We start from the raw sequence: 25344 nt of genomic DNA, 5'->3' as shown, positions 1-25344 counted from the left end.
GGAGAAGGCCGTCACCGCACCTCCAGCAGGGTCTTGCCGACGGTGCTCCGCGCCTCGACGGCCGCGTGCGCGTCGGCGGCCCGGTCGAGCGGGAACCGCTGCCCGATCACCGGCCGCAGCCGGCCGCCCGGGTCAGCATCATCGCCGTGCGTCCGTCGGCCAACAGCGCCACCGCGCCCTCGAGGTCCACACCGTCCGGCACCTCGACGAGTCCGGCGGCGTCCACGGCGGCGCGCTCGGCGTAGCCGCCCGAGCCGCCGGTGCTGCTCACCACCCGCCTGCCGACCAGCCCCTCGTCGACGCCGGCGCCGACCGACGCGACCGCACCGCCGACGCCGTTGCCCGGAACCGTCGGCGGCTCGGCCGTGAACGGCCCGGCGCCGCCCGCCCGGAACTGCGTCTCCACGAAGGTGATGTTGGCGAACGCCACCTCGATCAGCACCTGCCCCGGACTGGCCACCGGTTCCGGCGCCTCCCCCGCGACGAGCACGTCCGGCCCGCCGAAGGCCTTCGACCACACCGCACGCATGATCCCTCTTCACGATCGACTCGGTCCCCGCGGTCGAGCATGCGACCTCAACCAGGGTTGAGGTCAACCCCCGCTCACCGCACGGTGATCCGACCCACCGCCCGCGCGGCGTCCCGCCGGACCCGATGGCGCCGACATCGATGGAAGGGGCGATGCCGGGCTCCGGGCGCCCCTTCCTCGTACGGCTACCGAGGCCGAGCCGGGTGGTGCACCGGGACGCCCTCGGGTCCGCCGAGCGGTCCCGCGTGCGGGGGGATCTCCTCGCGGGCCGGGCGGATCGCCGCATCCCCGCTTCCCCGAACGCTCCGGCCGCAACAGAACGGCGCCGTCCCGCGGATCCCCTCCGCGGGACGGCGCCGCCTCGGCCGGTCAGCCCCAGATCAGGGCCGTGGTCTCCGGGTCGGCCAGCCACGCGCCGATGTCGCGCAGCACCTTGGAGCCCAGTTCGCCGTCGACCATCCGGTGGTCGAACGACAGCGACAGCGTCGTCACCTTGCGCACGGCGAGCTCGCCCTCGTGCACCCAGGGCATGTCGCGGACCTGGCCGAACGCCAGGATCGCCGCCTCGCCCGGGTTGAGGATCGGCGTCCCGGCGTCCACCCCGAACACCCCGACGTTGGTGATCGTGATGGTGCCGCCGCTCATGTCGGCGGGCGCGGTCTTACCCGCGCGGGCGGTCTCGGTGAGCGACTGCAGCGCCGCGGCGAGCTCGGGCAGCGGCTTGGCGTCGGCGTCCTTGATGTTGGGGACCACCAGGCCGCGCTCGGTCGCCGCGGCGATGCCGAGGTTGACGTAGCGCTTGACCACGATCTCCTGCGCCTCCTCGTCCCAGGAGGCGTTGATCTCGGGGTACCGGCGCACGGCGGTGAGCAGCGCCTTGGCCACCATCAGCAGCGGCGAGACCTTGGCGTCGGCGAACTCCGGGCGCTCCTTGAGCCTGCGCGCGGTCGCCATCATCTCGGTGACGTCGACCTGCAGGAACTCGGTGACGTGCGGCGCGGTGAACGCGCTGCCGACCATCGCCGCCGCGGTGTGCTTGCGCACGCCCTTGACCGGGATGCGCTCCTCCCTGGCGGAGCGGTCGGCCTGCGCCGCCCGCTGCGGCTCGGGCGCGGGCTCGGCGCCCGGCTCGGGGACCGGCGGGACCATCTCGGTCTCGGGCAGCGCCCCGCGGCTGTGCCGCTGCACGTCGTCGCGGGTCACGACTCCGCCGGGGCCGGTGGGCGCGACCGCGCGCAGGTCGACCCCGAGGTCCTTGGCGAGCTTGCGCACGGGCGGCTTGGCCAGCACGGCCACGCCCTCGCCGTTCAGCGGGGCCGACCGGGCCTGCCTGGCCGGGACCTCGGTCGCCTGCTGGGGCTGCGGGACCGGCTGCGGCTCCGGGGCCGGCTGCGGAGCGGCCGCGGGGGTCGGCGGCTGCGCCGGGACCGACGCGGCGGGTGCCGGAGACTGGCGCCTGCGGGCCCTGCGCCGGGTGGCCCCGGCCTTCTCCCCGTAGCCGACCAGGGGCTTCTCCCTGGCCTCGTCCTCGGCTCCGGTGCCCTGCGCACCGGCGCCCTCGGGCTCGGCGGCCCCGCCGCCGGTGTCGATGGCGATGATGGGCGTGCCCACGTCGACGGTGGTCCCCGCCTCGACCATCAGCTCCCGAACGGTGCCGCTGAAGGGGCAGGGCAGTTCCACGGCCGCCTTGGCGGTCTCGATCTCGCAGATGATCTGGTTGACCTTGACCTCGTCGCCCGGCTGGACGGTCCAGCTCAGGACCTCTGCCTCGACCAGGCCCTCGCCGACATCGGGGAGCCGGAACTGCTGGACGCCTTGCTGCTGGGTCATTCGCGGATTCACCTGGCCCCTTCTAGAACGCGAACGCGCGGTCGACGCCGTCGAGGACCCGATCGAGATCGGGCAGGTAGTGCTCCTCCAACCGGGACGGGGGGTAGGGGGTGTCGAACCCGCCGACCCGGACCACCGGGGCCTCCAGGTGGTAGAAGCACTCCTCGGTGACGCGTGCGGCGACCTCCGCGCCGATCCCGTGGCTCAGAGGGGCCTCGTGCGCGATGACCAGGCGGCCGGTGCGCCGCACCGAGGCGCACACCGTGTCGTAGTCGACCGGGGAGAGCGAGCGCAGGTCGACCACCTCGATCGAGTGGTCGGTGTCGGCCTCCGCCGCCTGCAGGGCGGTCTTGACCATGGGCCCGTAGGCGAGCAGCGTCGCGTCGGCCCCGGGACGCGCCACGCGGGCGGCGCCCATGGGGGTCGCCGAGTCGACGGCCGCGGCGGTGTCGACGTCGGCCTTCTCGTAGTAGCGGCGCTTGGGCTCGAAGAACACCACGGGGTCGTCGGAGGTGATCGCCTGCTGGATCATCCAGTAGGCGTCCACGGCGTTGGCGACCGTGACGACGCGCAGGCCGGCGGTGTGGGCGAAGTAGGCCTCGGGCGACTCGCTGTGGTGCTCGACCGCGCCGATGCCGCCGCCGTAGGGGATCCGCAGCACGACAGGCAGTTTGACGCTGCCGCCCGAGCGTGCGCGCATCTTGGCGAGCTGGGTGAAGGTCTGGTTCGTGGCAGGGAAGAAGAACCCGTCGAACTGGATCTCGCACACCGGGCGGTACCCGCGCAGCGCGAGGCCGATGGCGGTGCCGATGATGCCGGACTCGGCGAGCGGGGTGTCGATGACCCGGTCGGCGCCGAAGTCCTTGTGCAGGCCGTCGGTGACGCGGAAGACGCCGCCGAGCTTGCCGACGTCCTCGCCCATGACCAGGACCTTGGGGTCGGTCTCCATGGCGCGGCGCAGGCCGGCGTTGATCGCCTTGCCGATGGTGAGGTTGCTGCCCATGGTCTACCGGCCTCCTTCGGCGCCGGCGTCCTCGAAGGAGGCGAGGTAGTCGGCGAACTCCGCGCGCTGGCGGTCGATGTGGACGTGCGGCTCCGCGTACACCTCGTGGAAGATGTCCAGCGGGTCGGGCTCGGGGAGCTCGCGGCAGTCGCGGCGGACGCTCTCGCCGAGCTCCTCGGCCTCGGCCTCGACGCCCTTGAGGAAGGCCTCGTCGGCGATCCCCTCGCGGGTGAGGAAGGCGTGCAGGCGGGCGATGGGGTCCTTGAGCCGCCACTCCTCCAGTTCGGCCGAGACCCGGTAGCGCGTGGGGTCGTCGTTGGTGGTGTGGGCGCCCATGCGGTAGGTGAACGCCTCGATCAGCGTGGGGCCCTGCCCCTCGCGCGCGTGCTGCAGCGCGCTGCGGGTGACGGCCAGGGAGGCGAAGACGTCGTTGCCGTCCAGCCGGACCCCGGGGAAGCCGAATCCGGCGGCGCGGCGGTAGATGGGGACGCGCGACTGCCGTTCCAGGGGCTCGGAGATGGCCCACTGGTTGTTCTGGCAGAAGAAGACGACCGGGGCGTTGTTGACCGCGGCGTAGTTGAACGCCTCGTTGGTGTCGCCCTGGCTGGTGGCGCCGTCGCCGAAGTAGGTGATGACGGCGCTGCCGTCCTCGCCGACCGCTCCGTCGCGCTGGATGCCCATGGCGTAGCCGGTGGCGTGCAGCGCCTGGGTGCCGATGACGATCGTGTAGAGGTGGAAGCCGTGCTCGGCGGGGTCCCAGCCGCCGTTGGTCACGCCGCGGTACAGCGCGAGCAGCGCCTTGTGGTCGACGCCGCGGCACCAGGCGACGCCGTGGTCGCGGTAGGACGGGAAGGCCATGTCGTTGGACCGCAGCGCCCGGCCGGAGCCGACCTGCGCCGCCTCCTGGCCCAGTAGCGAGGCCCACAGGCCGAGCTCGCCCACGCGCTGCAGCGCGACCGCCTCGGTGTCGATGCGGCGGACGAGCACGAGATCGCGGTAGAGGCCGCGCATCTCCTCGTGGCTGAGGTCGAGCGGGTAGTCGGGGTGCTCTCTGAGCTCCCCTTCGGGGGTCAGGAGCTGGATAAGCTCCGGGTCCTCATGCGCGGTGTCGGACACCTGTCGCTCCTCGGGTCTCGGGGCCGATTGCACGGGGTACCGCTGGTCGGCCGGCTCTCCGCCCGCTCACCCGGGGTAACGGGTGGGAGCAGGCGGCCCTACCGCCATCGTGACAGAACTCACCAGTGGCGGCGCAAGGCCCCAACGACACCTTTTGGCCGGTCGGTTCATGATCCCGTAGAACGACAAATGTGCAACTACCAGGACTACCTAGCATTTGCAAGGGCGTCCGAAGAAAAATTCGGAACACCGAGCAACCGGCGGCAACGGCGCAGGAAGGCGCGGGGAAGCCCAGGAGGAAGAGGAGAGGAGAAGGAGCGGGAGGGGGACGAGAGGGAACGCGAGGGATAGGCGAGGGATACGGTCACTCCGCACTCGGAAAGTGGTGACGGAGAGTGATCAGATAAGGAGTGCCTCCGGGCCGGGCCGGCCCCGGGGCGAAAGACGCCGGGAGCGCCTAGGCCGCCGTCTGCATCCCGCGCCCGCGGGCGTGGTCGGCGAGCCGCGTGCGCAGTTGGCGGCGGGCCCGGTGCAGCCGCGACATGACGGTGCCCAGCGGCGTGTCCATGCGCGCGGCGACCTCCTTGTAGGAGTAGCCCTCGACGTCGATCAGGTAGACGACGAGCCGGAAGTCGTCCGGCAGTTCGGCCAGTGCCTGGCGGATGGCGGAGTCGGGCAGGCGGTCGAGCACCTCCGACTCGGCGGAGCGGGAACCGGTCGACGCGTGGGCGTCGGCGGCGGCGAGCTGCCAGTCCTTGATCTCGTCGGTGGTCTCCTGGCGGGGCTCGCGCTGCTTCTTGCGGTACCCGTTGATAAAGGTGTTGGTGAGAATCCGGTAGAGCCACGCCCGGAGATTCGTTCCGGCGCGGAATTGGTGGAAATTGGCGAAGGCCTTGGTGAAGGTCTCCTGCACCAGGTCCTCGGCGTCGGCCGAGTTCCTGGTCATCCGCAGGGCCGCCGGGTAGAGCTGGTCCGCGTACGGCGTGACGGCCGTCACGAAGTCCGGCGCCTCGGCGGTTTCCGGGGTCTGCTCGGTTCCGGCGGTTTCAGCCGCGTCGGTGGTTCGTTCGAGTTCGATGGTCGCCAAATCTCCCCCTAAGGACGACCGTGGATGACTACCACTTGGGTAGACGCATCCGCTGCCCTTCCGTGATGACATCGAAACGCGTGATAAGCGTCACGGAGGGGCCGGTTCGCGGTGTCGCGGGCGCCCGGATCGGGTAAGGGGCGGGGTTCCCGGACGCTCGGGGGGTGGTGCGGATCGTCCGGATCGCACCGGTCCGCGTCCCGGCCGCACCGGCCGCACCGGGGCGGGGACCGGGCCGACCGGCGTCATCGGGCCGCCCGCGGTGCCGTACGCTTCTTCCTGCTCCTCCCCTTGCGCGGGAGGGCACCGTCCGTCGGTGGTGAAGTGCGGCACACCAGGCACAACAGTGGAGGACCCCGTGGCCCGCGTCGTGGTTGACGTCATGCTCAAGCCGGAGATCCTGGACCCCCAGGGGCAGGCCATCGCGGGGGCCTGCGGCCGCCTCGGGTTCCCCGGCGTGACCCAGGTCCGCCAGGGCAAGCGCTTCGAGGTGGAGATCGAGGGCGAGGCCGACGAGGCGAAGCTGGCCGACGTCCGCCGGCTCGCCGAGACCCTTCTGGCCAATCCGGTCATCGAGGACTTCGAACTACGCGTCGAATAGCGCCCGTCCGGTCGGTGAACCTCCGGTTTCGGCAAAAGCACCCGGGGAACCCTCTCTATTGTGCCGAACGGCTGTGGGGGCAACCGATGGACGTGAGATTCTCGATCGCACTACCTCGGGAGGCGTACACCGTTCCCGTAGTGCGCGAATTCATGGGCGAGGCCCTTCGGGCGAACGGCGTCGGGGGCGAGTGCCTGGACGACATTCTGACGGCCGCGTCCGAAGCCTGCGCCAATGTCGTCGACCACGGCGATCCCGCGCCCTCCTACGAGGTGCTGACCCGAATCAGACATGAGTCCTGTGTCATGGAAATCGTGAACACGGGACCCGATTTCGATCCGGCATCGGTGCCCCTGCCAGACCTCGAAGCGGAGTCGGGCAGGGGCATTCTGCTGATGCGGGGACTCATGGACCGGGTGACGTTCGACCGCTCCGCGGGCGGCGGCACCGTGGTCCGGCTGCACAAGCGGCTGCGCGACGAGGCCCGGGTCCCCTCGCGGATCGGCCGCAGGGCGGCCGCGCTGTGCTGACGCGTCGGCGCGCCCGGCGCGACCTTGGACACTCTCCGCACCATGGAACGAGGTCAGCAGGTAACCTCGTGAACGGTTGAGCCGTTCGGGACGGCTCGCACCTGCTCCCACCTCACGACCTTCGGAGAGTGCTCATGACTGCCCGTGTGGGCATCGTCACCTTCCCCGGATCCCTTGACGACAGGGACGCCGCGCGCGCACTGCGCATCGCCGGCGCCGAACCCGTCTCCCTCTGGCACGGCGAGGCCGACCTCCGGGGCGTGGACGCGGTCGTCCTGCCGGGCGGCTTCTCCTACGGCGACTACCTGCGCTGCGGGGCCATCGCCCGGTTCGCCCCGCTCATGGCGGAGCTGGTGCCCGCCGCGCGGTCCGGGGACCTGCCGGTCCTGGGCATCTGCAACGGCTTCCAGATCCTGTGCGAGAGCCACCTGCTGCCCGGCGCGCTCACCCGCAACTCATCGCGGCACTTCATCTGCCGCGACCAACTGCTGCGCGTCGAGGCCGCCGACACCGTCTGGACCGGCGACTACAGCCCCGGCCAGGAGATCCTCATCCCGCTGAAGAGCGGGGAGGGCAGCTACGTCGCCGCCCCCGAGACCCTGGACGAGCTGGAGCGGTCCGGCCGCGTCGTGGCCCGCTACATCGACGCCGCGCCCAACGGCGCACAGCGCGAGATCGCCGGCGTCGCCAACGAGCACGGCAACGTCGTGGGCCTCATGCCGCACCCCGAGCACGCGGTGGAGGCGCTGACCGGCCCCTCCGTCGACGGGCTCGGCTTCTTCACCTCGCTCCTCGCCCACCTGGCCGAAGGCTCCCCGGTGGGGGCCGCGGCCGCGGCCGGCTGACCGTGCCGCTCCCGACGCCCGAACCGCAGGGGGACGTTTCCCGATGATGGCGCTGCTGCGTTCCCGGACGACGATGTTCGTCCTGGTCGGCGTGGTCACCATCGGCCTGGTGGCCACCATGGCCGTCGGCCTGTTCAACGCGATGAGCGCGCCGACTCCCCCGGCCGGCGAACAGGCGGAGCCGCCGCCCCCGGCCCCCGACATGGCGTCGCTGGGGCAGCCGCCCGACGGCGTGGAGTACACCGACCTCGGCGAGCAGTGCAACGCCGCCGAATGCTACCGGCCCGTCGCCGTCACCGCCGAGGACCTCGACGCCGAAGGGGCCATCGAGGCCGTCTACGGACACCTGCTGGACCAGGGGTGGGGGCGGCTGCTGCCGCAGGGCGAGGACGACCCCGACGAGGTTCCGCTCGCCGAGTCCGCGCTGGCCGACGGCTCCGTCATGGTCCAGGGCAGCACCCAGCCCTACACCGAGGAGTCGACGGCCGGCCTGGTCCTCGCGCACTCCACCGCGCCGACACCGGCATCCTGAAGAGAGGTGTGCGGATCAGAGGGGGCGGCTGTCGCAGCGCGCGTAGCGCCGGCGGCACGCACATGCCCGTCGCCCGACCGCGTTCCCCCGCCCGCGACCTCATGGCTCAGACCTCTCTAGATCCGCACAGCCCGCTCACCGCACAGCCCGAACGGAAAAGCTCTCCATGTCCGAAGCACAGCTCGACACCGTCACCAAGGCCGGGGCCACCCCGCAGGCCCCGCAGCCGTTCGCCGAATTCGGCATGAAGGACGACGAGTACGCGCGCGTCCGCGAGATCCTGGGGCGCCGGCCCACCTCCGCCGAGCTGGCCATCTACTCGGTGATGTGGAGCGAGCACTGCTCCTACAAGAGCTCCAAGGTGCACCTGCGCCAGTTCGGCGAGAAGGCGCCCGAGAGCGACACGCTGCTCGTCGGCATGGGCGAGAACGCCGGCGTGGTCGACGTGGGCGACGGCCGCGCGGTCACCTTCAAGATCGAGTCGCACAACCACCCGTCCTACGTCGAACCGCACCAGGGCGCGGCCACCGGCGTCGGCGGCATCGTCCGCGACATCCTCACCATGGGCGCCCGCCCCGTCGCGGTCATGGACGCCCTGCGCTTCGGCCCGGCCGACGCCCCCGACACCCGCAGGGTGCTGCCGGGCGTGGTCTCGGGCATCTCCTTCTACGGCAACTGCCTGGGGCTGCCCAACATCGGCGGCGAGATCGGCTTCGGCGCGGGCTACTCCGGCAATCCGCTGGTCAACGCCCTGTGCGTCGGCGTGATGAAGCACGACGACATCAAGCTCGCCCAGGCCCCCGGCCCGGGCAACAAGGTGGTGCTGTTCGGCTCGACCACCGGCCCCGACGGCATCGGCGGCGCGTCCGTGCTGGCCAGCGCGACGTTCGACGACGAGAGCCAGGCCAAGCGGCCCAGTGTCCAGGTGGGCGACCCGTTCATGGAGAAGCTGCTGATCGAGTGCAGCCTGGAGCTGTTCGAGCAGGACCTCGTGGTGGGCATCCAGGACCTCGGCGCGGCCGGCGTCTCCTGCGCCACGACCGAGCTCGCCGCGGGCGGCACCGGCGGCATGCGCGTCGAGCTGGACCGCGTCCCGCTGCGCGACTCGCGGCTCACTCCCGAGGAGATCCTCATGAGCGAGTCGCAGGAGCGCATGATGGCGATCGTGTCGCCGGAGCGGCTCGACGCCTTCATGGCGGTCTGCGCCAAGTGGGACATCCTCGCGACCGTGATCGGCGAGGTCACCGACGTCACCCCGGAGGAGGCCGAGCGCGGCGGCCGGCTGGTCATGACCTGGCACGGCGAGACCGTGGTGGACATGCCGCCGCGCACCGCCTCCGACGAGGGCCCGGTCTACGAGCGCCCCTACGCCCGGCCCGAGGAGCAGGACGCCCTGCAGGCCAACGACGCGGCCCGGCTGGAGCGGCCCGCGACCGATGCCGAGCTGCGCGAGCAGGTGCTGCGGGTGCTCGGCTCCCCCGGCATCGCCGACCCGAGCTGGGTGACCGGCCAGTACGACCGCTACGTGCTGGGCAACACCGTGCTGGCCGCCCCGCACGACGGCGGGATGATCCGGATCGGCGACGGCGGCGACCGCGGCGTCGCGCTGGCCACCGACGGCAACGGCCGCTACACCAGGCTCGACCCCTACGTCGGCACGCAGCTCGCCTACGCCGAGGCCTACCGCAACGTGGCCGCCACCGGCGCCCGGCCGCTCGCGGTGACCAACTGCCTGAACTTCGGCTCGCCGGAGGACCCGGCCGTGATGTGGCAGTTCGCGGAGTCCACCCGCGGGCTCGCCGACGCCTGCCAGCAGCTCGGCACCCCGGTGACCGGCGGCAACGTCAGCTTCTACAACCAGACGGGCACCACGGCGATCAACCCGACGCCGGTGATCGGCGTGCTGGGCGTGATCGACGACGTCAACGAGCGGCTCACCAGCGCCTTCGGCCACGACGCCGACGGCGCGAAGATCTTCCTGCTGGGTGAGACCCGCGAGGAGCTGGGCGGTTCGGCGTGGGCCGACGTCGTGCACGGCCACCTGGGCGGCCTGCCGCCGCGGGTGGACCTGGCGGCCGAGGCCGCGCTGGGCGAGGTGCTGGCCGACGCCGCGGGCTACGGCGTGCTGACCGCCGCCCACGACCTGTCCGACGGCGGCCTGGTGACGGCGCTGGCCGAATCCTGCCTGCGCGGCGGCGTCGGCTGCACGGTGGACCTCTCCGGCGACCCGTTCGTCGGGCTGTTCAGCGAGTCGGCCGCCCGCGCGGTCGTCGCTGTGCGCCCCGACGCCGAGAACGCGTTCACCGAGCTGTGCCGGCGGCACGGCGTTCCGGCGGCCGAGATCGGCACCATCGGCGGCACCGCCCTGGCCGTGCGCCACCCCGATGGCGGCTTCGACATCGACCTCACCGCCCTGCGCACCACCTACGAGAGCACCCTGCCCGCCGTCTTCGACGAGGAGTAGCCCCGCGCCGACCTTGACGTTGTGCACGTTGTTCCAGCGGCTGGTTCCAGGTGGTGGCCGCAATGGGATGGTCGGTGCTTGCTCTCCAGGTCCCGCTGAACCACTGCGGGCCTGGTGAGACTGCTGTCAGGCGCGAGCGCTGACGGCAGCCCTCCAGGTCACCAGTGCTGTACGGAAGCCTGCGGCCACGGTCTTCACTGAAGGACAGCCCTCCAGCCTGTTTCTGACCGATCAAGAAGACCTTTCAGCCGGCTGCCCAAGTGGTTCGGCGCTGCCGTCGGCTGAGCGCGCAGTTGCGGCCCGAAAGGGGGAGACGCTGGAGTGGCTGGTGGAGAGCTGCGAGCGCACAGCCGAGGCCCCGGACTTGCTGCCGGATGACCGCCTCGCCGAACCGGAGTCGGCGGTGGCCGCGCCGCGGCGTCGGCACGATCCGCACCGACGGGGCGGCGGTGGCCGCGAAGCTGCTGCTCGACGCGGTCAGCCGAGAAAGGCCGCCCGTGTCCGCGTGAACCACGCGGGATCGTCGAGCCGGGGAGAGGGCCCGGCGCCGGGCTGCACCGCCGACTCGGCATACTCGGCGGCGTTCCGCGGCGGCAGCCCGACATCGAGCAGCAGCACCGGCTTCCGAGATCATTCTGTTAGGAGTTCTAAGAGAACACCGCCAGCGCGAAGCGCTGACGATGTCGTTGAACGCCGGCCCGGGCCCGGGCCCAAGAAGACGCTGCCTGCACGGAGCGCCGACGGTCAGCCCTGCTCCTCCTCTTCCTCCCGGCGCTCCTCTTCCTCCCGGCGCTCCAGGTCCTCGGCCACCTTGCCGGTCCGGTCGGTGGCGGCGTCCATCTCATCGCTGATGGTGGGTTCCGGCTCCCGCCCCTCGTACACCCGCGTGGGCTTTCCGCCTTTCAGCACGCCGTCGATCTCGTGCTGTATCTGCTCGTCGAGTCGCGGGCCGTGCTTGTCGCTGCCGCGTTCCATGGCGACGTGCCCCCTTGGTGATTGGCGGTGTTGGCTGTCTCCTTCGGCTACCCGGACCTTTCGGTAGCAAACGGCCACGTCAGCGGGGCTCGCCGGACGCGAACCGACACCGAAGGTCACTTCCCGGTAAGGAATCTCTTACCGGTGGCATGCGGGTGATCGTCTCGGGCAGCGGGCGGGCGAAGGCCCGACGACGAGACCACGCGGAGGTGAGGAAGGACCGCGCCCGCGGGGTGCGGACCGGCCATCATGGAACTTGGACTTCTTGAACCGCTGTACGCCGTTTCCGGGCCGATCGCGTCGGTCTACCTCGACACCACGTGGGCCGTGCAGGGAGCCAACAGGGAGATCGATCTGCGCTGGCGGGGGTTGCGCGACGAGCTCGCCGAAGCCGGCGCGGACGAGGCCACGCTGAAGGCGCTCGACGGCGTCTACGGCGGCGTCAAGGGCGTCCCCGGCCCTCAGGGCGAGGCGCTCTTCGCCGCCGAGGGCCGGGTGCTCGCCGCCCACACGCTGTCCCGGCCGCCCCGGCGCGACCACGCCTCCTGGATGGCGCTGCCCGATCCGCTCGACCTCGTGGCCGACCGCGACAACGGGCTTCCCTACGTCGTCGTCGCCACGGACCGCGTGGGCGCCGACGTCCACGCCTACCCGACGTACGGCGGGCCGGTCGAGGAGCGCTCGTTCAGCGGGAGCACTCTGCACGTCCAGAAGGTGAGCGCGGGCGGCTGGTCCCAGAAGCACTACGAGCGCAACACGGAGGAGACCTGGACGAAGAACGCCGCCCAGGTGGCCGAGGACGTGGAGGCGGCCGCCTCCGACGTCTCGGCCGAGGCGGTCTTCGTCGGAGGCGACGAGCGCGCCATCGGCAAGCTCAAGGAGCACCTCAGCGAGCGCGTCCTCGGCATCCTGGTGGAGCTGCCCAGCGGGGGCCGCTCCGACTACACCGCCCTGGCCAGCCTGCGCGACTCGCTGGAGGAGCGCCTGTCGGAGACCGTTGCGGCCGTACGCGCGGAGAAGACCTCGGAGTTCACCCAGAGCCTCGGCCGGGACCTGGCCGTCCAGGGGCTCGCGGCCACGGCCGAGGCGCTGCGCTCGGCCCAGGTGGACACGCTGCTGCTGCACCCCGTACGGCTCGACGACCAGGAGCTGTGGGGTTCGGCGGACGATCCCATGGAGGTCTCCGCCGAACGGGACCGGCTGACCGACCCCGGCAACGCGGTCCGGGCGTCCGCGAGCGCGCTGCTGCTGCGGGCCGCCTACGCCACCGATGCGTCGTTCGGCACGCTGCCCGGCGAGGGCGACGCCGAGGACGGGACGGGGGCGCTGCTGCGCTTCGCCACCGAGGAGTAGCCTGGCCGCATCCGGACGGACCGGGCGAGGAGAGCGGTCGGCATGCGCGGTGGGCGACTCAAGGGACCCCTGGGGAGCATCGAGCGCCCCGCCAGCGCGCTGCGCTTCCGGCTGGTCCTGGCGGTCTTCGGCGTGCTGGTGCTGCTGACCGGCGCGCTCCTCGCGGCCCTCTGGGCGCATTCGGCGCCGCTGACCGTGCTCCTGGTGGCGGGTTGCGCCGCCGCCGGGACCAACGCGTACTGGGTGGGCCGGCGTCTGCACCACGAACGCCGGCCCGCCTCCTGACGCCTCATTCCTCGACCAGGAGCCCCTCACGCAGCCGGGCCAGGGCTCCCGACAGCAGCCGGGAGACGTGCATCTGGGAGATCCCGATCTCGGCGGCGATCTGACTCTGGGTCTTGTTGCCGAAGAAGCGCAGGATCACGATCCTGCGCTCGCGCTCCGGCAGCGCGTTCAGCAGGGGCGGCAGCGATTCGCGGTCGACGACCAGCTCCAGCGTGCCGTCGACCGCGCCGAGGGTGTCGCCGAGGTTGATGCCGCCCTCCTCGTCCTCGCCCGCTGGCGAGTCCAGGGACAGCGCGCTGTAGGCCGCCGAGGCCGCCAGCAGCTCCGACAGGTCGTCCCGGGGCATGTCCATGGCCTCGGCCAGTTCCCGCATCGTGGGCGAGCGGCCGAGGTCCTGGGTGAGCCGGCGGACCGCCTGGTTGAGCTCACCGCGGCGCTCCTGGTAGCGGCGCGGCACCCGGACGGCCCACGTCTTGTCCCGGAAGTGCCGTTTGATCTCGCCGGACATCATCGGCATCGCGTAGGCGACGAAGTCGTGGCCCATGTCGGGGTCGAACCCGTTGATGGCCTTGACCAGACCGAGCAGTGCGGCCTGCTCCAGGTCCTCCAGCGGCTCGCCCCGGTTGCCGTAGCGCCCGGCCAGGTGGCGGGCCAGGCCGATGTAGTGCTCGGCGATGCGGGAGCGCAGTTCGGCATGGGCGGGCTGCTCCGGGGAGAGTCTCCGGAGGCGGGCGAACAGCTCCGCCACCTCGGCGTCGCGCCGGGCCTGCGCGGTGGATTTGCGTCGTGTTGTGGCGCCGCGCCCCTCGTCCTGGCGGGGCGGAGCCGTCGTGCTGACACCTGCGTGCATGACAGGCATTGGCTGACTCCTGAGAAGGACCAGCGGTGCACCGAATTACCGAGCTGCGCGGAGGCCAGTGTCAGACGCTTCCGCGCGAGGGCCCGCTGCCGGACCCCGGTGCACATCAGAGTCTAACGGAGATGTCGGAAACTGGGAGTTTCCTGAGAGCCACTTCACAGGCGGCCGGAGGGGCACCGCTTGCCCCGCAGGTCAGGACCGTCCGGGCACGGCGGATCCGAAAATCCTCCGCCGAACGCTCCCAGACGGCGAGCCGGGGACGAACTAGGTGACGAGACCGCGTCCCTTGGCGCTCACCTGTGACACGATGCGCCCGGCCAGGTCGCGCAGTTTGACGTTCTGGTTGTTGGAGGACCGGCGCAGCCGCTCGAACGCCTGCTCAGCGTCGCAGTTGGACTGGGCCATGATGATGCCGACGGCCCGGTCGATGGTGGCGCGCGAATCGAGCGCCCGCTCCAACTGCACGGCGAGCCCGCGCGTGCGCTCATAGCGGTCGCGGCCGGCGATGACGGCCGCCGCGGGCACGCTGAACATCGCGATGAACGTCTCGTCGAGGGCGTCGAAGCCGTCGACGTCCCTGCTGGACAGGTTCAGCGCGCCGACCGGGCGGTCGTCGGCGACCATCCCGGCCGAGAGGTAGCTGCGCAGCCCCATCGACGTGGCGATCGCGGTGAACTCCGGCCAGGTCTGCTCGGCCTCGCCCATGCGGCAGCGGTTGATGCCGTGCCGGCGCGCCGCGTCCAGGCAGGGGCCGTCGCCCAGGGCGTACTGCCTCTGGTCGAGCTCCTGGTTCTCGGCGCTGGTCGAGGCGGCGGTGGCGGGCCGGCCCTCGGCGTCGAGCACGGTCACGCTGGCGGCGTGGCATCCGGGGATGAGCCGCATGGCCAACTCCAGGATGCGCTGGAGCGTCTCGGGCATCGACTCCTCGACGGAGAGCACCCTGGTCAGCTCGCTGAGCGCGGTGACGATGTCGCCGTAGCGCTCCTGCGCGGAGGGCGGGGTCACCGGCTGGATCTCGATCTCGGCCACATGCGGCTCCTTAAAGGCCCGGTGGGGGCCGTGGACCACCGGGAGGGCGGTGCGGCCCGGCCCGGCTCCTCGAAGGATATGGCACCCCGCGAAGGCGGCGGTGGGCCGCGGCGGGGGTGCGACCCCACCACGGCCCACCGCCGTGCAGGGCCGCGGCGGAGGCGCTGTTTCGCCTGCTCGGGAAGGCACGGACACCAGATGTCGGGGTTCTCCTCGACCCACTGCCGCGCGGCGTCCTCCCTGGGCACCCTTCGTCGGCGATCGACTGGGCCACTGCGTTCTGGTCGGCGTTGGTCCACGTCCAGTTGTCGATGAGCTCCAGGGCCGCGCCGATGTCGTCGCCGTCCAGACCACGGTGCCGCCCGTGGGTTCGATGAGCCGCGCCATGCAGCGCACCAGCGTGGACTTGCCCGAGCCGGACAGGCCCATCACGACGAAGATCTCGCCGGGGTGCACGTCGAAGGAGACGTCGCGCACCGCCACGGTGCAGCCGGTCCGCTCGCGGACGGCATCGCGGTCGAGCCGCTCGTTCTCGATGCCGATGATCGAGTCGGCGTTTCCGCCGAAGGCCTTCCACAGGTTGCGGACGGAGATCTTCGGATCGCCGGCGGGGGACTCGGGGGATCGGTCGGCGGATTCGGTTGTCGGGGGGGTCATGAGTTCGCCTTCCTCTGATCGGACTCTGACCGCTGCGTGCGCGGGGTGAGGCGGGGTCACCGGTGCCCGGACCCGCTGTGCCGCCGGCGCTGCGCGCACTGCGACAGCCAACCCCTCTGCGAACGCGACCGTCGGACATCAGTGAGCGGCCGCCCCGAGGGGAGGGGCGGCCGTCGTCGGGCGAGGCCTATCGGTCGGCGCGGATCAGGTCGGCCGCGCGTTCGCCGACCATCAGGACGGTGACCATCGGGTTGGGCGTCGGCATGGTCGGGAACACCGAGGCGTCGGCGATGCGCACGCCGGACAGGCCGCGCACCTTCAGATCGGGGGCGACGACGGCCGTCGGGTCGTCGGCGGCGCCCATCCTGCAGGTGCCGGCCGGGTGGTAGACGGTGTGCGCCGCGCGGCGGCCGTACTCCGAGAGCGCCTCGTCGGAGACGACGTCGGGGCCCGGCGCGACCTCGCGCTTGAGCCAGGACTTGAACGGCTCGGTCTTGGCGATCTCCCGCGCGATCTTCAGGCCGTCGACGATGGTCCTCGCGTCGTGGTCGTCGGGGTCGGTGAAGTAGCGGAAGTCCAGAGCGGGTTTGACCGACGGGTCGGCGCTGGTCAGCCAGAGCTTGCCGCGCGAGCACGACCGCGGCACGTTGGGCGTCATGCAGATCGCGTGCTCGGGCCGCTCGTAGCCGAGCCGCTCCGTGTTGTCGGCGAACGGGACCTGGTAGATGTGGAACATCAGGTCCGGGCGCGGATCACCGGTGTCGCGCCGGATGAACAGGCCCCCGTCGGAGGCCATCACCGTGTTCTGCGGCAGCTCGTCGGTCTCCCACATGATGATCGACTCCGGGTGGTCGAGCAGGTTCTCGCCGACGCCCGGCAGGTCGTGGCGGACGTCGATGCCCACGTCGCGCAGGTCGTCCGCCGGTCCGATGCCGGAGTGCAGCAGCAGCCGCGGGGTGTCGATGGCCCCGGCGCACAGGATCACCTCGCGTTCGGCGCCGACCACCTGCCTGTCCCCGGAGGGGAGCGTGACCTCGACGCCGGTGACCCGGTCGCCGTCGAGGACCAGCCCGCCGGCCCAGGTCTCCAGCATCAGGGTGAGGTTCGTGCGCTGGCCCATGATCGGGTGCAGGTAGGCGACCGACGCCGAGGAGCGGTACCCGGTGTAGGGGTCGTAGGCGATGGACAGGAAGCCGACGCCGTCGCGGAAGCCGTCGCCGTGGGAGATCGGGGCGTTGAAGTCCTCGACGACCGGGACGCCCGTCGCCTTCGACGACGCGGTGATCCAGTCCTTGACGATGTCGTTGCGGTCCTTGTCCGCCACCGGGATGATGTTGCACTTGATGCGGTCGCCGTAGGACTGCATCGTGGTGTTGTCCCAACCGGTGGCGCCGGCCGCCACCCAGTCGTCGAGGTCCTGCGGGAACGGGCGGAAGCTGATCAGCGTGTTGTGCGAGGAGCAGCCGCCGAGGACGCGGGCCCTGGAGTGCCGGATGTGGGAGTTTCCGCGGGGCTGCTCGACCGTCGGGTAGTCGTAGTCGAGGTCGCTGCCGAGCAGGTCGAGCCAGTCCCTCAGTCTGAGCACCCGCTCCAGGCCCACGTCGGAGGGGCCGCCCTCGATGACGCACACGGTGGTGTTGGGGTCCTCGGTGAGCCGGTTGGCGATCACCGAACCCGCCGTCCCCCCGCCGACGATGACGTAGTCGAACGTTGATTCGCTTGCGGACACGTAGGGCTCCTTTGCGAAGGACCGCCGCGGCCCCTTCGCGCGGGCCCGCGCGAAGGGGCCGCGCGCCGAGGTCGCGGAAGACGAACGGGGCCACGCGCGCGTGGCCGTGTGGCTGCGGCCGGACGGGCGGGGCGCCGGGCGCCCCGCCCGTCCGAAAAGGGTCGGCTACCCGAACCAGCGCTGGGGCGCGGGGTCGAGGTTGCGGTAGATGTGCTTGGCCTCGCGGTACTCGTCGAGGCCGGCCTGGCCGAGTTCGCGGCCGATGCCGGAGCGCTTGAAGCCGCCCCACTCCGCTCCGGGAATGTAGGGGCCGAAGTCGTTGATCCAGACGGTGCCGTGCCGCAGCGCCGCCGCCACACGCTCGCCCCGGCCGGTGTCGTTGGTCCACACCGCGCCGGACAGCCCGTAGTCGGTGTCGTTGCCGAGCTCGATCGCCTCGGCCTCGGTGCGGAACTTCTCGACGGTGACGACCGGGCCGAAGATCTCCTGCTGCACGACGTCCATTCCGCGGTCGCAGTCGACGAACACCGTGGGCCGGTAGAAGTAGCCGTCGCCGAGTTCGGGATCGTCGGGGCGCCTGCCGCCGGCGATGACCCTGGCGCCCTCCTCGACGCCCCTGGCCACGGCGGCCTCGACCTTGGCGCGGTGCTCGGCCGAGACCAGCGCTCCGCACCGGATGCCCTCGGCCTGCCCGCAGCCGACCTCGATGCGCTCGGCGCGGCGGGCGAGCTCCGCGGTGAACTCGTCGTGGATGGACTCGTGCACGATGAGCCTGGCGCCGGCCGAGCAGACCTGGCCGGAGTGGAAGAACGCCGCGCTCAGCGCGTAGTCGACGGCGGTGTCGAGGTCGACGTCGTCGAAGACGATGTTGGGATTCTTGCCGCCCAGCTCCAGCGCGACCTTCTTGACGGTCTGCGCCGCGGCGGCCATGATCTGCCTGCCCGTGACCAGGCCGCCGGTGAACGACACGAGGTCGACGTCGGGGCTCTCGACCATGGCGGAGCCGACCACCGCGCCCGAGCCGAGCACCAGATTGACCACTCCCGCGGGGACGCCGGCCTCGGTGGTCAGCTCGACCAGCTTCGCGGTCGTCACCGGCGTGATCTCGCTGGGCTTGATCACCATGGTGCCGCCGGCGGCGATCGCCGGAGCCACCTTCCAGGCGAGCTGCAGCAGCGGGTAGTTCCAGGGCGTGATCATCGCGCACACGCCGACGGGCTCGTAGACGACCCGGCTGAACACCCCTTCGGGGGCGGAGACGACCCGGCCGGCGTCCTTGTCGGCCAGGCCGGCGTAGTAGCGGAACACCGCGGTGACGTCGTCGACGTCGATGCCGCCCTCTTCGATGGTCTTGCCGGTGTCCAGCGACTCCATGAGCGCGATCTCGTCGCGGTCGCGCTGCAGCAGTTCGGCGATGCGATGCAGGATCTCCCCGCGTTCGGCCGCCGGGACGCGCCGCCAGCGCCCCCCGTCGAACGCCGCGCGCGCGGCCGCGATGGCGGCGGCGACGTCGGAGGGGCCGGCCTCGCTGACGAGTGTCAGCACGGAGGCGTCGGAGGGGTTGAGGACCTCGCGCACTCCGCCGTCGTCGGCGGCCCGCCACGAGCCGTCGACGTACAGGCTCGCAGCGGCGCCCGAGCCCGGTTTGGACAGGTACTGCTTCTCAGGGAGCGTTACGTAGGGTTGCATCACGGGACCGATGTGCCCAGGAAAAATGGCCACAAACGGCCCTTTTATCTTCTTTACCCTTCCGATATAGACCAAAAATAAGCCAATGACCTGGGAAAACCGGCGCATTGCGAGCAGGTGACGGTGATGCGCATCACGCAACACCATCCATTTTATTCACTCTGCGTAATAATTGGTCATGTCATCCCCCCTATGGACGAAAGCGGCGCCGTCGTGTTTAACCTGGATTAGGCATGCCTAACCGCATGCCGTCCGGACGCCGCCTCACGTGCGCGGCGCCTCCCGCCCCCGATACACGTGACCGTGAGGAACCATGCTGCTGGAGCAGGAACGCAGGGACGTCTGCCTGACCGCCCGCAGGCTCGTCGACAGCGGACTCACCGCGGGTGAGGCCGGAACGGTCAGCGTCCGCGCCGGCGACCTCGTGGTCGTCACCCCCGCCGGTGTCGCGCTGGACCGCGTGCGGCCCGGCGACTGCCCGGTGCTCGCCGTGGACGGCCGCCTGCTGGAGGGCCGCCGCGAACCGGCGGCCGAGACGACGATGCACATGGCCGCCTACCGCGACACCGACGCCGGTGCCGTGGTGCACGCGCACTCCGAGAACGCCGCCGTCGTCTCCGCGTGCCTGGCCGAACTCCCGCCGATCCACCACAGCGCCGCGCACCTCGGCGGCGCGATCCCGGTCACCCCCTACGCCACCTACGGCACCGCCGAGCTGGCCGACCAGGTGTGCAAGGCGCTGAAGGGCAAGTCGGCCGCACTGCTGGCCAACCACGGCGGGGTGGCGATCGGCTCCGACCTGGAACAGGCGTCGGAGCACATGCGGCTGCTGGAGTGGCTGTGCGGGATCTTCATCCGCGCCAGGGCGCTCGGCGCGCCCCGGGTGCTGTCGGAGGACGAGCTCGCCGAGGTCCGCCACCGCGCCGGCTACGCCTGGGCCGGCCCGGACATCATCTGACCCGGCCGGCCCCGTGGCGCTCCGCCTCGTCGAGCTCCGACTGCCGCGTTCGCGGGGCGAGGCGGAACGTTCAGGCCCGGACCCGCTGTGCCGCCGGCGCTACGCGCACTGCGACAGCCGGCCCCCTGCGCGAACCCGATCGTCGAACACCAGTCAGGCCTCGTCGTCGTCCAGGGGGTCGTCGGGGAGGGTCCAGGCGAGGTAGGCCGCGGGGAAGGAGGCGTGCAGGAAGACCAGCGCGCCCAGAACCGGGACGGCCGCCTCGATCGGGACGGCCCCGCCCTGGGCCCACAGCGCCATGCCGACGAACCACAGGACCAGCAGCACGACCGTGGTCACCCGGTGGGAGACCGTTCCGGCGCGGCGGCGCTGGGAGATCTCGCGCTCGTCCAGCCCGGCCTCGCTGCGCTCGGTGACCAGCCGCGTCGCCAGGTTGACCTGGGAGGCGAGGTAGCACATCGGCAGCCCCGCCGCCACGAACACGGCCATCCCGACGGGCGGGCCGAGCGCGAGCCCGCCGACCGTCAGCGCCATGCAGGCGGCGGTGACCGCCACGAGCACCCGTCGGCGGCCGCGCGCCGCCCAGCGGCGCCGCGCCTTCTCGTTGTCCGCGGCCCGATCCAGCGCCGCGCTCCACCTGCCGGGCCGTCCCCCGGCCGCTCCGTCCACCGCCATGCCGTCCGCTCCGTCCACCGTCACGCCGACTTCTCCGTGCTCCCGATCCGGGGGAACGGGGTGGTCGAGAAGACCACCTCCACCGGTACTTCGAAATAGTCCGCCATCCGCAATGCGAGATGCAGGCTCGGGCTGTACTCGCCGCGCTCCAGGTAGCCCACCGTCTGGTAGTGGACCCCGAGCGCCTCGGCCAGTTGCCGGCGCGAGATGCCGCGTTCCGCACGGAGCACGGCGATGCGGTTGTAGATGGTCTCGCCCGCGGTGCCCACGTCATTCCTCCCTGCTGTCAGCCGACACGCTGCATGGCCTTCTGCCGCCGCTCGGCCATGCTGGCACCGGACTCCCTGCGGGCCATCCGGCGCAGCACGATCGGCGCGACGACCAGGCCGACGACCGCCCACGCGCCCAGCACCCCGGCGGTCTCCAGGTGCCGCCACGACTCCCCGATCTCCACGGCGAGCGCCGCATCGGGCAGGAACGCCGAACGCATGCCCAGACCCAGCCAGTACAGCGGGAAGACCTGCGCGATCCACTGCGCCCACTCCGGCAGCACGGTCATCGGGAAGAAGATGCCCGAGCCGACGATCATGGCCATCAGCGGGAACATCGTGACCATGACCGAGGTGCGGGGGCTGGTGAACAGCGAGCCGATGACGGCCCCCACCGGCAGCGTCGCGAGCAGGCCCAGGACCGCCACCCACACCAGGGTGAGCGCGCCGGTCACACCGTTGACCGCCAGCCCGTCGAACAGGAACAACGAGGGGACCAGCACGATGACCACGCTGGCCACCGACATCAGCGACACCGTGACGATCTTGCCGACCAGATAGCCCACCGTGCCGTTGGGCATGGCCTTGGCCCGCAGCAGCGTGCCGTCCTCGCGCTCCGTCGTGAGCAACTGGGCCAGCGACAGGACACCGCCGAACACCAGCAGCATGGCGAGCACGCCCGGCATCGCCGTCGTGGCGACGGAGATCGAGGTCCCCTCGACCGTGTCGCCCCGGAGGAACAGCAGAACCACCACGAAGATGACGCTGTTGAGCAGGTAAGAGGCGAGGTCCTGCGGGCTGGTCAGGGTCTGGCGGAACTCGGTCCAGCCCCGGGCGAACCCGGCGCGGGCGCCGAAGAGCGTGGGGTTCATCGCTTGGCCTCCTCGAACTCGGTGACCGCGCCGGCGCCGCCGTGCTCGTGCCGGTGCACCATGGCCATGTAGGTGTCCTCCAGCGTGGCGCGGCGCACCTCCAGGTCGGCGACGTCCTCGCCGTGCTGGGCGAAGAGCTCGCGCACGAACCTGGTGGCGTCGGCCGTGGAGTGGACGTAGCGCTCGCCGCCCCTGCTCCAGCGCACCTCCGCGTCGCTCTCGACCTGCTTGGCGAGCTGCTCGGCGCTGCCGTCGGCGACGATCCGGCCGCCGGCCAGGATCAGGATCCGGTCGGCCAGCTTCTCGGCCTCGTCGAGGTCGTGCGTCGTGAGCAGGATGGTGGTGTCGTCCTGATCGGCGAGGCGGTGCACCAGGTCGTGGAAGTCCCGGCGCGCCTCGGGGTCGAATCCGGCGGTGGGCTCGTCCAGGAACAGCAGTTCGGGCCGGCCCACGATGCCGATGGCCACGTCGAGGCGGCGCCGCTGCCCGCCGGAGAGCGAGCCGATCCTCTTGTCGGCGTGCTCGGCGAGGCCGACCGCATCGATCAGCTCGCCGACGTCGCGCGGCCGCGTCCGGTCCGGCGTGGAGTAGGGCCGGTAGTACCCGGCCATGTGCGCGAGCAGCTCGCGCACCTTCCACTTGGCGTGGTCGCGCCAGGACTGCAGCACCACGCCCAGCCGGGCCCGCCACCGCTCGTCGCCGTGCGCCGGATCGACGCCGAGGACGCCGACCTCGCCGGCCGAGCGCATCCGGAAGCCTTCGAGGATCTCGATCGTGGTGGTCTTGCCCGCTCCGTTGGGGCCGAGCAGAACCAGCACCTCGCCCCGATGGGCGGTGAAGTCCACCCCCTTGAGCACGTCCACCGTGCCGTAGCGCATCCGCAGGTCGCGCACCTCCAGGACGGCCTCGTCCCGGCTCGGGGCGGCGGAGCGCGGCTCGGCGGCCGCCTCGTTCTCCGTCGTCATAGGTCTCCGCCCTTCCATCTATCGTCTACTTCCATTGATAGCATATGTACTACATAACGGAAAGCGAGTACTACCGTCACCCCTGTGGTGTGAAACATCGCCGAACGGCGCGGTCTTCGGCCAAGATGGGAGGACCACCGTCGGCCGACGCAGGGAGACCACCATGCGCTGCAGCTACATCCGGCTCCTGGTCAACGACTACGAGGCATGCTTCCGCTTCTACCGCGACGTGCTGGGGCTCCCCGTCCTCTGGGGCGCGGAGGACACCCGCTACGCCGAGTTCGACGTGGGCTCGCCGACCCGGCTGGCGCTGAACCAGCGCGAGGTGATGGCCGAGGCGCTCAACACCGACGAGGCCGACATGTCGCTGCCGGGGCAGGACCGCTGCGCGGTGATCTTCGAGGTCGACGACGTCGACACCAAGGCCGCCGAGCTGGCCGCGGCCGGTGCGCGCCAGGTCTCGGAGGTCAGAGACTGGACGGCGTGGGGTATCCGCGCCGCCCACTTCCGCGACCCGGACGGCTACCTGATCGAGATCAACTGCCCGCTGCAGATCCTCATCCCGTGAGGGCCTGGACCAGGACCGCCCCGCAGTAGGCCGCGCCGAGGCCCGCGAGCAGGCTCGTCGCGGCGTTCAGCAGCGCCAGAGGGCCGGCGCCCTCCTGGGCCAGCCGCACCGTCTCGTAGCCGAACGTGGAATAGGTGGTCAGCGCGCCGAGGAACCCCGTTCCCAGCAGCGCGGCCACCGGAGCCGACGGGGCGAGCGCGGTGAGGGCGCCGAGCAGCAGGCAGCCGGTGATGTTCACGGCCAGCGTCCCCCACGGGAACGCCGAACCGTGCCGGGCCTGCACGAAGCGGTCGATGAGGTAGCGCGCGGGGGCGCCGACGGCCGCGCCGAGCGCGATCGCGAGGGCCGTCACCGCCGCTCCCCCGCCCGGTCGCCGTCCGGACCGGAACCCGCCGGCACCGCCCGCCCGGCCCGCGCTCGGCGCACGGCCAGGGACGTCAACCCAGCCCCGGCCCAGACCGCGACCAGCGCGGCCAGCAGCGTGCCCGCCAGGTGTACCAAACCGGTCGCGGCCGCTCCGGAGCCGACCATCCGCTGCACGTCGACGATCGCGGTGCCGAAGGTGGTGAACCCGCCGAGGCAGCCGGCGCCGAGGAAGGGGCGCAGCAGAGGGCGGCCGGTCCACACCTCGGTGATCAGCACCATGAGCACGCCGATGAGCAGGCAGCCCGCGACGTTGGCGGTGAAGGTGGACCAGGTGAAGCCGCCGGGGCCGTGCGGCAGCGCCGCGTCCAGGCCGTACCGGGCGAGGGCGCCGATCGCGCCGCCGGCCGAGACCGCGCCGAGCACCGGCCACGGGGAGGCATCGAGTTCCCGGCGCTGCCGCGGGACGTGCAGGTCGACGTCGGGGTCGACGGGCGCGGTGTCGCGCTCGCGCATGGTTTCGTCTCCTATCAGCGATGACTCGAACTGATAGGGACCGTTGGCGGCGCCTTCGCCGCGGTTTCCCCGCCGTGGGCGAGGCGGCGGGCCCCACCGCCACGGGCGATCCTACCGCCCGCCGGCACAACGCCGGTCAGGGCGCGATGTGTTCCATCAGCAGCTCGTTGACCCGGTCGGCGCGTTCGATGTTGACCAGGTGCGCCGCGCCGCTGACCACCTCGAACCGGGAGCCGGGCAGCGCGTTGGCGAGGCGGCGGCCGTGGCCGGGCGGGGTCTCCGGGTCGTGCGCGGCCGAGATCACCACCGCCGGCGCCCGGACCCTGGCCGGCATCACGCGCTGGTCGAGGGCCGCGATGGCCTCGCAGCACCCGGCGTAGCCCGCGCGGCCGGTCGCCTCGAACTCCTCCACGACCCGGGAGACGATGTCGGGGCGCCGTTCGGCGAAGCCCGGGGTGAACCAGGAGCGGGTGACCTCGTCCGAGACCGCGACCGCTCCCCCCGTGCGCGCCCGCGTGCCGCGGCCGCGCCAGCGCTGCGCCGGCGGGGCCCAGGTCGTGGTGGACAGCAGCGCCAGCCGGTGCGCCCGGCCGGACTCGACCGCGGCCAGCCACAGCGCCACCATCCCGCCCAGGCCGGAGCCGACGACGGAGAAGCGCTCCAGTTCGCACTCGTCGAGCAGGGCGAGGACGTCCCCGCCCAGCTCGGCGACCGTGTAGGCGCCGTCGGGAGCGGGGGACCGGCCGTGCCCGCGGTGGTTCACCCGCAGCACCCGCATCCCGCGGGTCAGCTCGGGCATCTGCGGCTCCCACATCGACCACTTCGCGCCGAGGTCGGGGAGCAGCAGCACCACCGGCGCGCGACTGGGCCCGTCGAACCGGTACTGAAGGGGAACCACGGCCATGCGCGACCTCCTGGGAGAGCAGGTCAAAAGCGTACCCGCAACCCGGTGGATCGGCAGGTCCTCCCGGGCCGCCTCCCGCGTCGGAGAGGCGCCGGAGCACCGTGGGCCTCGGCGAGAACGCAGCCGCGACCACCGTAGCGC

General features: G+C 71.8%; 28 protein-coding genes and 1 pseudogene. 9 read left to right on the top strand and 20 right to left on the bottom strand.

Translation table 11 applies throughout. The annotated features are described in order from the left end of the window. Positions 1-11: 11 nt before the first annotated feature. The 6 genes from HDA32_RS00535 to HDA32_RS00510 all read right to left on the bottom strand — a co-directional run bounded on the left by HDA32_RS00535 (position 12) and on the right by HDA32_RS00510 (position 5565). The gene (locus HDA32_RS00535; protein WP_179641294.1) at positions 12-110 is read right to left on the bottom strand and encodes a zinc-binding dehydrogenase; all 99 of its coding nucleotides are present in this window, start codon (positions 108-110) and stop codon (positions 12-14) included. Next, positions 107-529, bottom strand: a complete 423-nt coding sequence (locus tag HDA32_RS00530) for an alcohol dehydrogenase catalytic domain-containing protein (RefSeq protein ID WP_179641293.1) — start codon at positions 527-529, stop codon at positions 107-109. Before HDA32_RS00530 ends, HDA32_RS00535 begins: the two co-directional genes overlap by 4 nt. A 369-nt stretch (positions 530-898) precedes the next feature. Further along, positions 899-2359, bottom strand: a complete 1461-nt coding sequence (locus HDA32_RS00525; protein WP_179641292.1) for a dihydrolipoamide acetyltransferase family protein — start codon at positions 2357-2359, stop codon at positions 899-901. A 22-nt stretch (positions 2360-2381) separates the two neighbouring features. Continuing rightward, positions 2382-3362, bottom strand: coding sequence for an alpha-ketoacid dehydrogenase subunit beta (locus tag HDA32_RS00520; RefSeq protein WP_179641291.1), 981 nt, complete (start codon positions 3360-3362; stop codon positions 2382-2384). 3 nt (positions 3363-3365) lie between these two features. Next, the gene (gene pdhA, locus HDA32_RS00515) at positions 3366-4478 is read right to left on the bottom strand and encodes a pyruvate dehydrogenase (acetyl-transferring) E1 component subunit alpha (protein ID WP_179641290.1); all 1113 of its coding nucleotides are present in this window, start codon (positions 4476-4478) and stop codon (positions 3366-3368) included. A gap of 457 nt (positions 4479-4935) precedes the next feature. Further along, positions 4936-5565: a sigma-70 family RNA polymerase sigma factor gene (locus HDA32_RS00510; protein ID WP_179641289.1), complete on the bottom strand. Its 630-nt coding sequence runs from the start codon at positions 5563-5565 to the stop codon at positions 4936-4938. Positions 5566-5923: 358 nt separating this feature from the next. On the opposite strand from HDA32_RS00510, the gene purS reads away from it, so the two are divergent. From purS to purL, 5 genes are all read left to right on the top strand, one after another. After that, positions 5924-6166 carry a phosphoribosylformylglycinamidine synthase subunit PurS gene (purS, locus tag HDA32_RS00505; RefSeq protein WP_179641288.1) on the top strand — a complete coding sequence of 81 codons (243 nt, stop codon included), beginning with the start codon at positions 5924-5926 and terminating at the stop codon, positions 6164-6166. An 86-nt stretch (positions 6167-6252) separates the two neighbouring features. Beyond that, positions 6253-6696, top strand: coding sequence for an ATP-binding protein (locus HDA32_RS00500; protein WP_281370354.1), 444 nt, complete (start codon positions 6253-6255; stop codon positions 6694-6696). Between the two features lie 134 nt (positions 6697-6830). Further along, complete coding sequence (purQ, locus tag HDA32_RS00495) at positions 6831-7541, top strand: phosphoribosylformylglycinamidine synthase subunit PurQ (protein WP_179641286.1); 711 nt, start codon at positions 6831-6833, stop codon at positions 7539-7541. Between the two features lie 43 nt (positions 7542-7584). Next, positions 7585-8073 (top strand): hypothetical protein, encoded by a 489-nt coding sequence (locus HDA32_RS00490; protein ID WP_179641285.1) that lies wholly within the window; start codon positions 7585-7587, stop codon positions 8071-8073. Positions 8074-8239: 166 nt separating this feature from the next. After that, positions 8240-10537 (top strand): phosphoribosylformylglycinamidine synthase subunit PurL, encoded by a 2298-nt coding sequence (purL, locus tag HDA32_RS00485; protein ID WP_179641284.1) that lies wholly within the window; start codon positions 8240-8242, stop codon positions 10535-10537. Positions 10538-11014: 477 nt separating this feature from the next. On the opposite strand, the gene HDA32_RS00480 is transcribed toward purL, so the two are convergent. Further along, positions 11015-11155: a hypothetical protein gene (locus HDA32_RS00480; RefSeq protein ID WP_218882284.1), complete on the bottom strand. Its 141-nt coding sequence runs from the start codon at positions 11153-11155 to the stop codon at positions 11015-11017. 126 nt (positions 11156-11281) lie between these two features. Beyond that, a complete protein-coding gene (locus HDA32_RS00475; RefSeq protein WP_179641283.1) occupies positions 11282-11512 on the bottom strand; it encodes a hypothetical protein in 231 nt (76 codons plus the stop codon). 249 nt (positions 11513-11761) lie between these two features. Here HDA32_RS00475 and HDA32_RS00470 point away from each other — a divergent pair, with 249 nt between their 5' ends. Both HDA32_RS00470 and HDA32_RS00465 read left to right on the top strand, forming a co-directional pair. After that, on the top strand, positions 11762-12865 hold the full coding sequence (locus HDA32_RS00470; RefSeq protein ID WP_179641282.1) for a baeRF2 domain-containing protein: 1104 nt from the start codon (positions 11762-11764) through the stop codon (positions 12863-12865). Positions 12866-12907: 42 nt separating this feature from the next. Beyond that, positions 12908-13150 carry a hypothetical protein gene (locus HDA32_RS00465; protein ID WP_179641281.1) on the top strand — a complete coding sequence of 81 codons (243 nt, stop codon included), beginning with the start codon at positions 12908-12910 and terminating at the stop codon, positions 13148-13150. Between the two features lie 4 nt (positions 13151-13154). Here the strand turns inward: HDA32_RS00465 and HDA32_RS00460 are convergent, their stop codons facing one another. The 5 genes and pseudogenes from HDA32_RS00460 to HDA32_RS00440 all read right to left on the bottom strand — a co-directional run bounded on the left by HDA32_RS00460 (position 13155) and on the right by HDA32_RS00440 (position 19113). Then, positions 13155-14009 (bottom strand): SigB/SigF/SigG family RNA polymerase sigma factor, encoded by an 855-nt coding sequence (locus HDA32_RS00460; protein WP_179641280.1) that lies wholly within the window; start codon positions 14007-14009, stop codon positions 13155-13157. A 264-nt stretch (positions 14010-14273) separates the two neighbouring features. Beyond that, positions 14274-15176, bottom strand: a complete 903-nt coding sequence (locus HDA32_RS31995) for a GAF and ANTAR domain-containing protein (protein WP_376766921.1) — start codon at positions 15174-15176, stop codon at positions 14274-14276. A gap of 184 nt (positions 15177-15360) precedes the next feature. Beyond that, a pseudogene (locus HDA32_RS31990) lies at positions 15361-15695 on the bottom strand (ATP-binding cassette domain-containing protein); the annotation flags it as partial. A 187-nt stretch (positions 15696-15882) separates the two neighbouring features. Then, positions 15883-17424: a GMC family oxidoreductase gene (locus tag HDA32_RS00445; RefSeq protein WP_179641278.1), complete on the bottom strand. Its 1542-nt coding sequence runs from the start codon at positions 17422-17424 to the stop codon at positions 15883-15885. 165 nt (positions 17425-17589) lie between these two features. Continuing rightward, complete coding sequence (locus tag HDA32_RS00440; RefSeq protein WP_179641277.1) at positions 17590-19113, bottom strand: aldehyde dehydrogenase family protein; 1524 nt, start codon at positions 19111-19113, stop codon at positions 17590-17592. A gap of 313 nt (positions 19114-19426) precedes the next feature. Here HDA32_RS00440 and HDA32_RS00435 point away from each other — a divergent pair, with 313 nt between their 5' ends. Then, entirely contained in the window at positions 19427-20071 is a 645-nt protein-coding gene (locus HDA32_RS00435; protein ID WP_179641276.1) for a class II aldolase/adducin family protein, read from the top strand. A gap of 153 nt (positions 20072-20224) precedes the next feature. Here HDA32_RS00435 and HDA32_RS00430 read toward each other — a convergent pair whose 3' ends face one another. Genes HDA32_RS00430 through HDA32_RS00415 form a run of 4 tightly spaced genes read right to left on the bottom strand, consistent with a single transcriptional unit; the run spans position 20225 to position 22852 of the window. Next, the gene (locus HDA32_RS00430) at positions 20225-20770 is read right to left on the bottom strand and encodes a hypothetical protein (protein WP_179641275.1); all 546 of its coding nucleotides are present in this window, start codon (positions 20768-20770) and stop codon (positions 20225-20227) included. Next, a complete protein-coding gene (locus HDA32_RS00425; RefSeq protein WP_312862985.1) occupies positions 20767-21015 on the bottom strand; it encodes a helix-turn-helix transcriptional regulator in 249 nt (82 codons plus the stop codon). The genes HDA32_RS00430 and HDA32_RS00425 overlap by 4 nt, the downstream gene beginning before the upstream one ends. 17 nt (positions 21016-21032) lie before the next feature. Next, on the bottom strand, positions 21033-21887 hold the full coding sequence (locus HDA32_RS00420) for an ABC transporter permease (protein ID WP_179641274.1): 855 nt from the start codon (positions 21885-21887) through the stop codon (positions 21033-21035). Further along, the gene (locus tag HDA32_RS00415) at positions 21884-22852 is read right to left on the bottom strand and encodes an ABC transporter ATP-binding protein (protein ID WP_179641273.1); all 969 of its coding nucleotides are present in this window, start codon (positions 22850-22852) and stop codon (positions 21884-21886) included. The genes HDA32_RS00420 and HDA32_RS00415 overlap by 4 nt, the downstream gene beginning before the upstream one ends. A 163-nt stretch (positions 22853-23015) precedes the next feature. On the opposite strand from HDA32_RS00415, the gene HDA32_RS00410 reads away from it, so the two are divergent. Then, positions 23016-23420 (top strand): VOC family protein, encoded by a 405-nt coding sequence (locus tag HDA32_RS00410; RefSeq protein ID WP_179641272.1) that lies wholly within the window; start codon positions 23016-23018, stop codon positions 23418-23420. Here the strand turns inward: HDA32_RS00410 and crcB are convergent. The 3 genes from crcB to HDA32_RS00395 all read right to left on the bottom strand — a co-directional run bounded on the left by crcB (position 23410) and on the right by HDA32_RS00395 (position 25203). Beyond that, positions 23410-23772, bottom strand: coding sequence for a fluoride efflux transporter CrcB (gene crcB, locus HDA32_RS00405; protein WP_179641271.1), 363 nt, complete (start codon positions 23770-23772; stop codon positions 23410-23412). The genes HDA32_RS00410 and crcB overlap by 11 nt on opposite strands. Continuing rightward, positions 23769-24299 (bottom strand): fluoride efflux transporter FluC, encoded by a 531-nt coding sequence (locus HDA32_RS00400; protein ID WP_179641270.1) that lies wholly within the window; start codon positions 24297-24299, stop codon positions 23769-23771. The genes crcB and HDA32_RS00400 overlap by 4 nt, the downstream gene beginning before the upstream one ends. 136 nt (positions 24300-24435) lie before the next feature. Beyond that, entirely contained in the window at positions 24436-25203 is a 768-nt protein-coding gene (locus tag HDA32_RS00395) for an alpha/beta fold hydrolase (RefSeq protein WP_179641269.1), read from the bottom strand. Positions 25204-25344 lie beyond the last annotated feature (141 nt).

This window comes from Spinactinospora alkalitolerans (genome assembly GCF_013408795.1).
GTDB lineage: Bacteria > Actinomycetota > Actinomycetes > Streptosporangiales > Streptosporangiaceae > Spinactinospora > Spinactinospora alkalitolerans.
Note: the sequence above shows the minus strand (reverse complement) of the source record. Positions and strands in the feature narration are given on the sequence as shown.

What these genes read in the sequence shown, in the direction of transcription:
- HDA32_RS00530 (WP_179641293.1), bottom strand. Translation starts at nt 529, where the DNA reads ATGCGTGCGGTGTGGTCGAAGGCCTTCGGCGGGCCGGACGTGCTCGTC.
- HDA32_RS00525 (WP_179641292.1), bottom strand. Translation starts at nt 2,359, where the DNA reads ATGACCCAGCAGCAAGGCGTCCAGCAGTTCCGGCTCCCCGATGTCGGC.
- HDA32_RS00520 (WP_179641291.1), bottom strand. Translation starts at nt 3,362, where the DNA reads ATGGGCAGCAACCTCACCATCGGCAAGGCGATCAACGCCGGCCTGCGC.
- HDA32_RS00500 (WP_281370354.1), top strand. Translation starts at nt 6,253, where the DNA reads ATGGACGTGAGATTCTCGATCGCACTACCTCGGGAGGCGTACACCGTT.
- purQ (WP_179641286.1), top strand. Translation starts at nt 6,831, where the DNA reads ATGACTGCCCGTGTGGGCATCGTCACCTTCCCCGGATCCCTTGACGAC.
- HDA32_RS00490 (WP_179641285.1), top strand. Translation starts at nt 7,585, where the DNA reads ATGATGGCGCTGCTGCGTTCCCGGACGACGATGTTCGTCCTGGTCGGC.
- purL (WP_179641284.1), top strand. Translation starts at nt 8,240, where the DNA reads ATGTCCGAAGCACAGCTCGACACCGTCACCAAGGCCGGGGCCACCCCG.
- HDA32_RS00475 (WP_179641283.1), bottom strand. Translation starts at nt 11,512, where the DNA reads ATGGAACGCGGCAGCGACAAGCACGGCCCGCGACTCGACGAGCAGATA.
- HDA32_RS00470 (WP_179641282.1), top strand. Translation starts at nt 11,762, where the DNA reads ATGGAACTTGGACTTCTTGAACCGCTGTACGCCGTTTCCGGGCCGATC.
- HDA32_RS00465 (WP_179641281.1), top strand. Translation starts at nt 12,908, where the DNA reads ATGCGCGGTGGGCGACTCAAGGGACCCCTGGGGAGCATCGAGCGCCCC.
- HDA32_RS00460 (WP_179641280.1), bottom strand. Translation starts at nt 14,009, where the DNA reads ATGCCTGTCATGCACGCAGGTGTCAGCACGACGGCTCCGCCCCGCCAG.
- HDA32_RS00440 (WP_179641277.1), bottom strand. Translation starts at nt 19,113, where the DNA reads ATGCAACCCTACGTAACGCTCCCTGAGAAGCAGTACCTGTCCAAACCG.
- HDA32_RS00435 (WP_179641276.1), top strand. Translation starts at nt 19,427, where the DNA reads ATGCTGCTGGAGCAGGAACGCAGGGACGTCTGCCTGACCGCCCGCAGG.
- HDA32_RS00420 (WP_179641274.1), bottom strand. Translation starts at nt 21,887, where the DNA reads ATGAACCCCACGCTCTTCGGCGCCCGCGCCGGGTTCGCCCGGGGCTGG.
- HDA32_RS00415 (WP_179641273.1), bottom strand. Translation starts at nt 22,852, where the DNA reads ATGACGACGGAGAACGAGGCGGCCGCCGAGCCGCGCTCCGCCGCCCCG.
- HDA32_RS00410 (WP_179641272.1), top strand. Translation starts at nt 23,016, where the DNA reads ATGCGCTGCAGCTACATCCGGCTCCTGGTCAACGACTACGAGGCATGC.
- HDA32_RS00400 (WP_179641270.1), bottom strand. Translation starts at nt 24,299, where the DNA reads ATGCGCGAGCGCGACACCGCGCCCGTCGACCCCGACGTCGACCTGCAC.
- HDA32_RS00395 (WP_179641269.1), bottom strand. Translation starts at nt 25,203, where the DNA reads ATGGCCGTGGTTCCCCTTCAGTACCGGTTCGACGGGCCCAGTCGCGCG.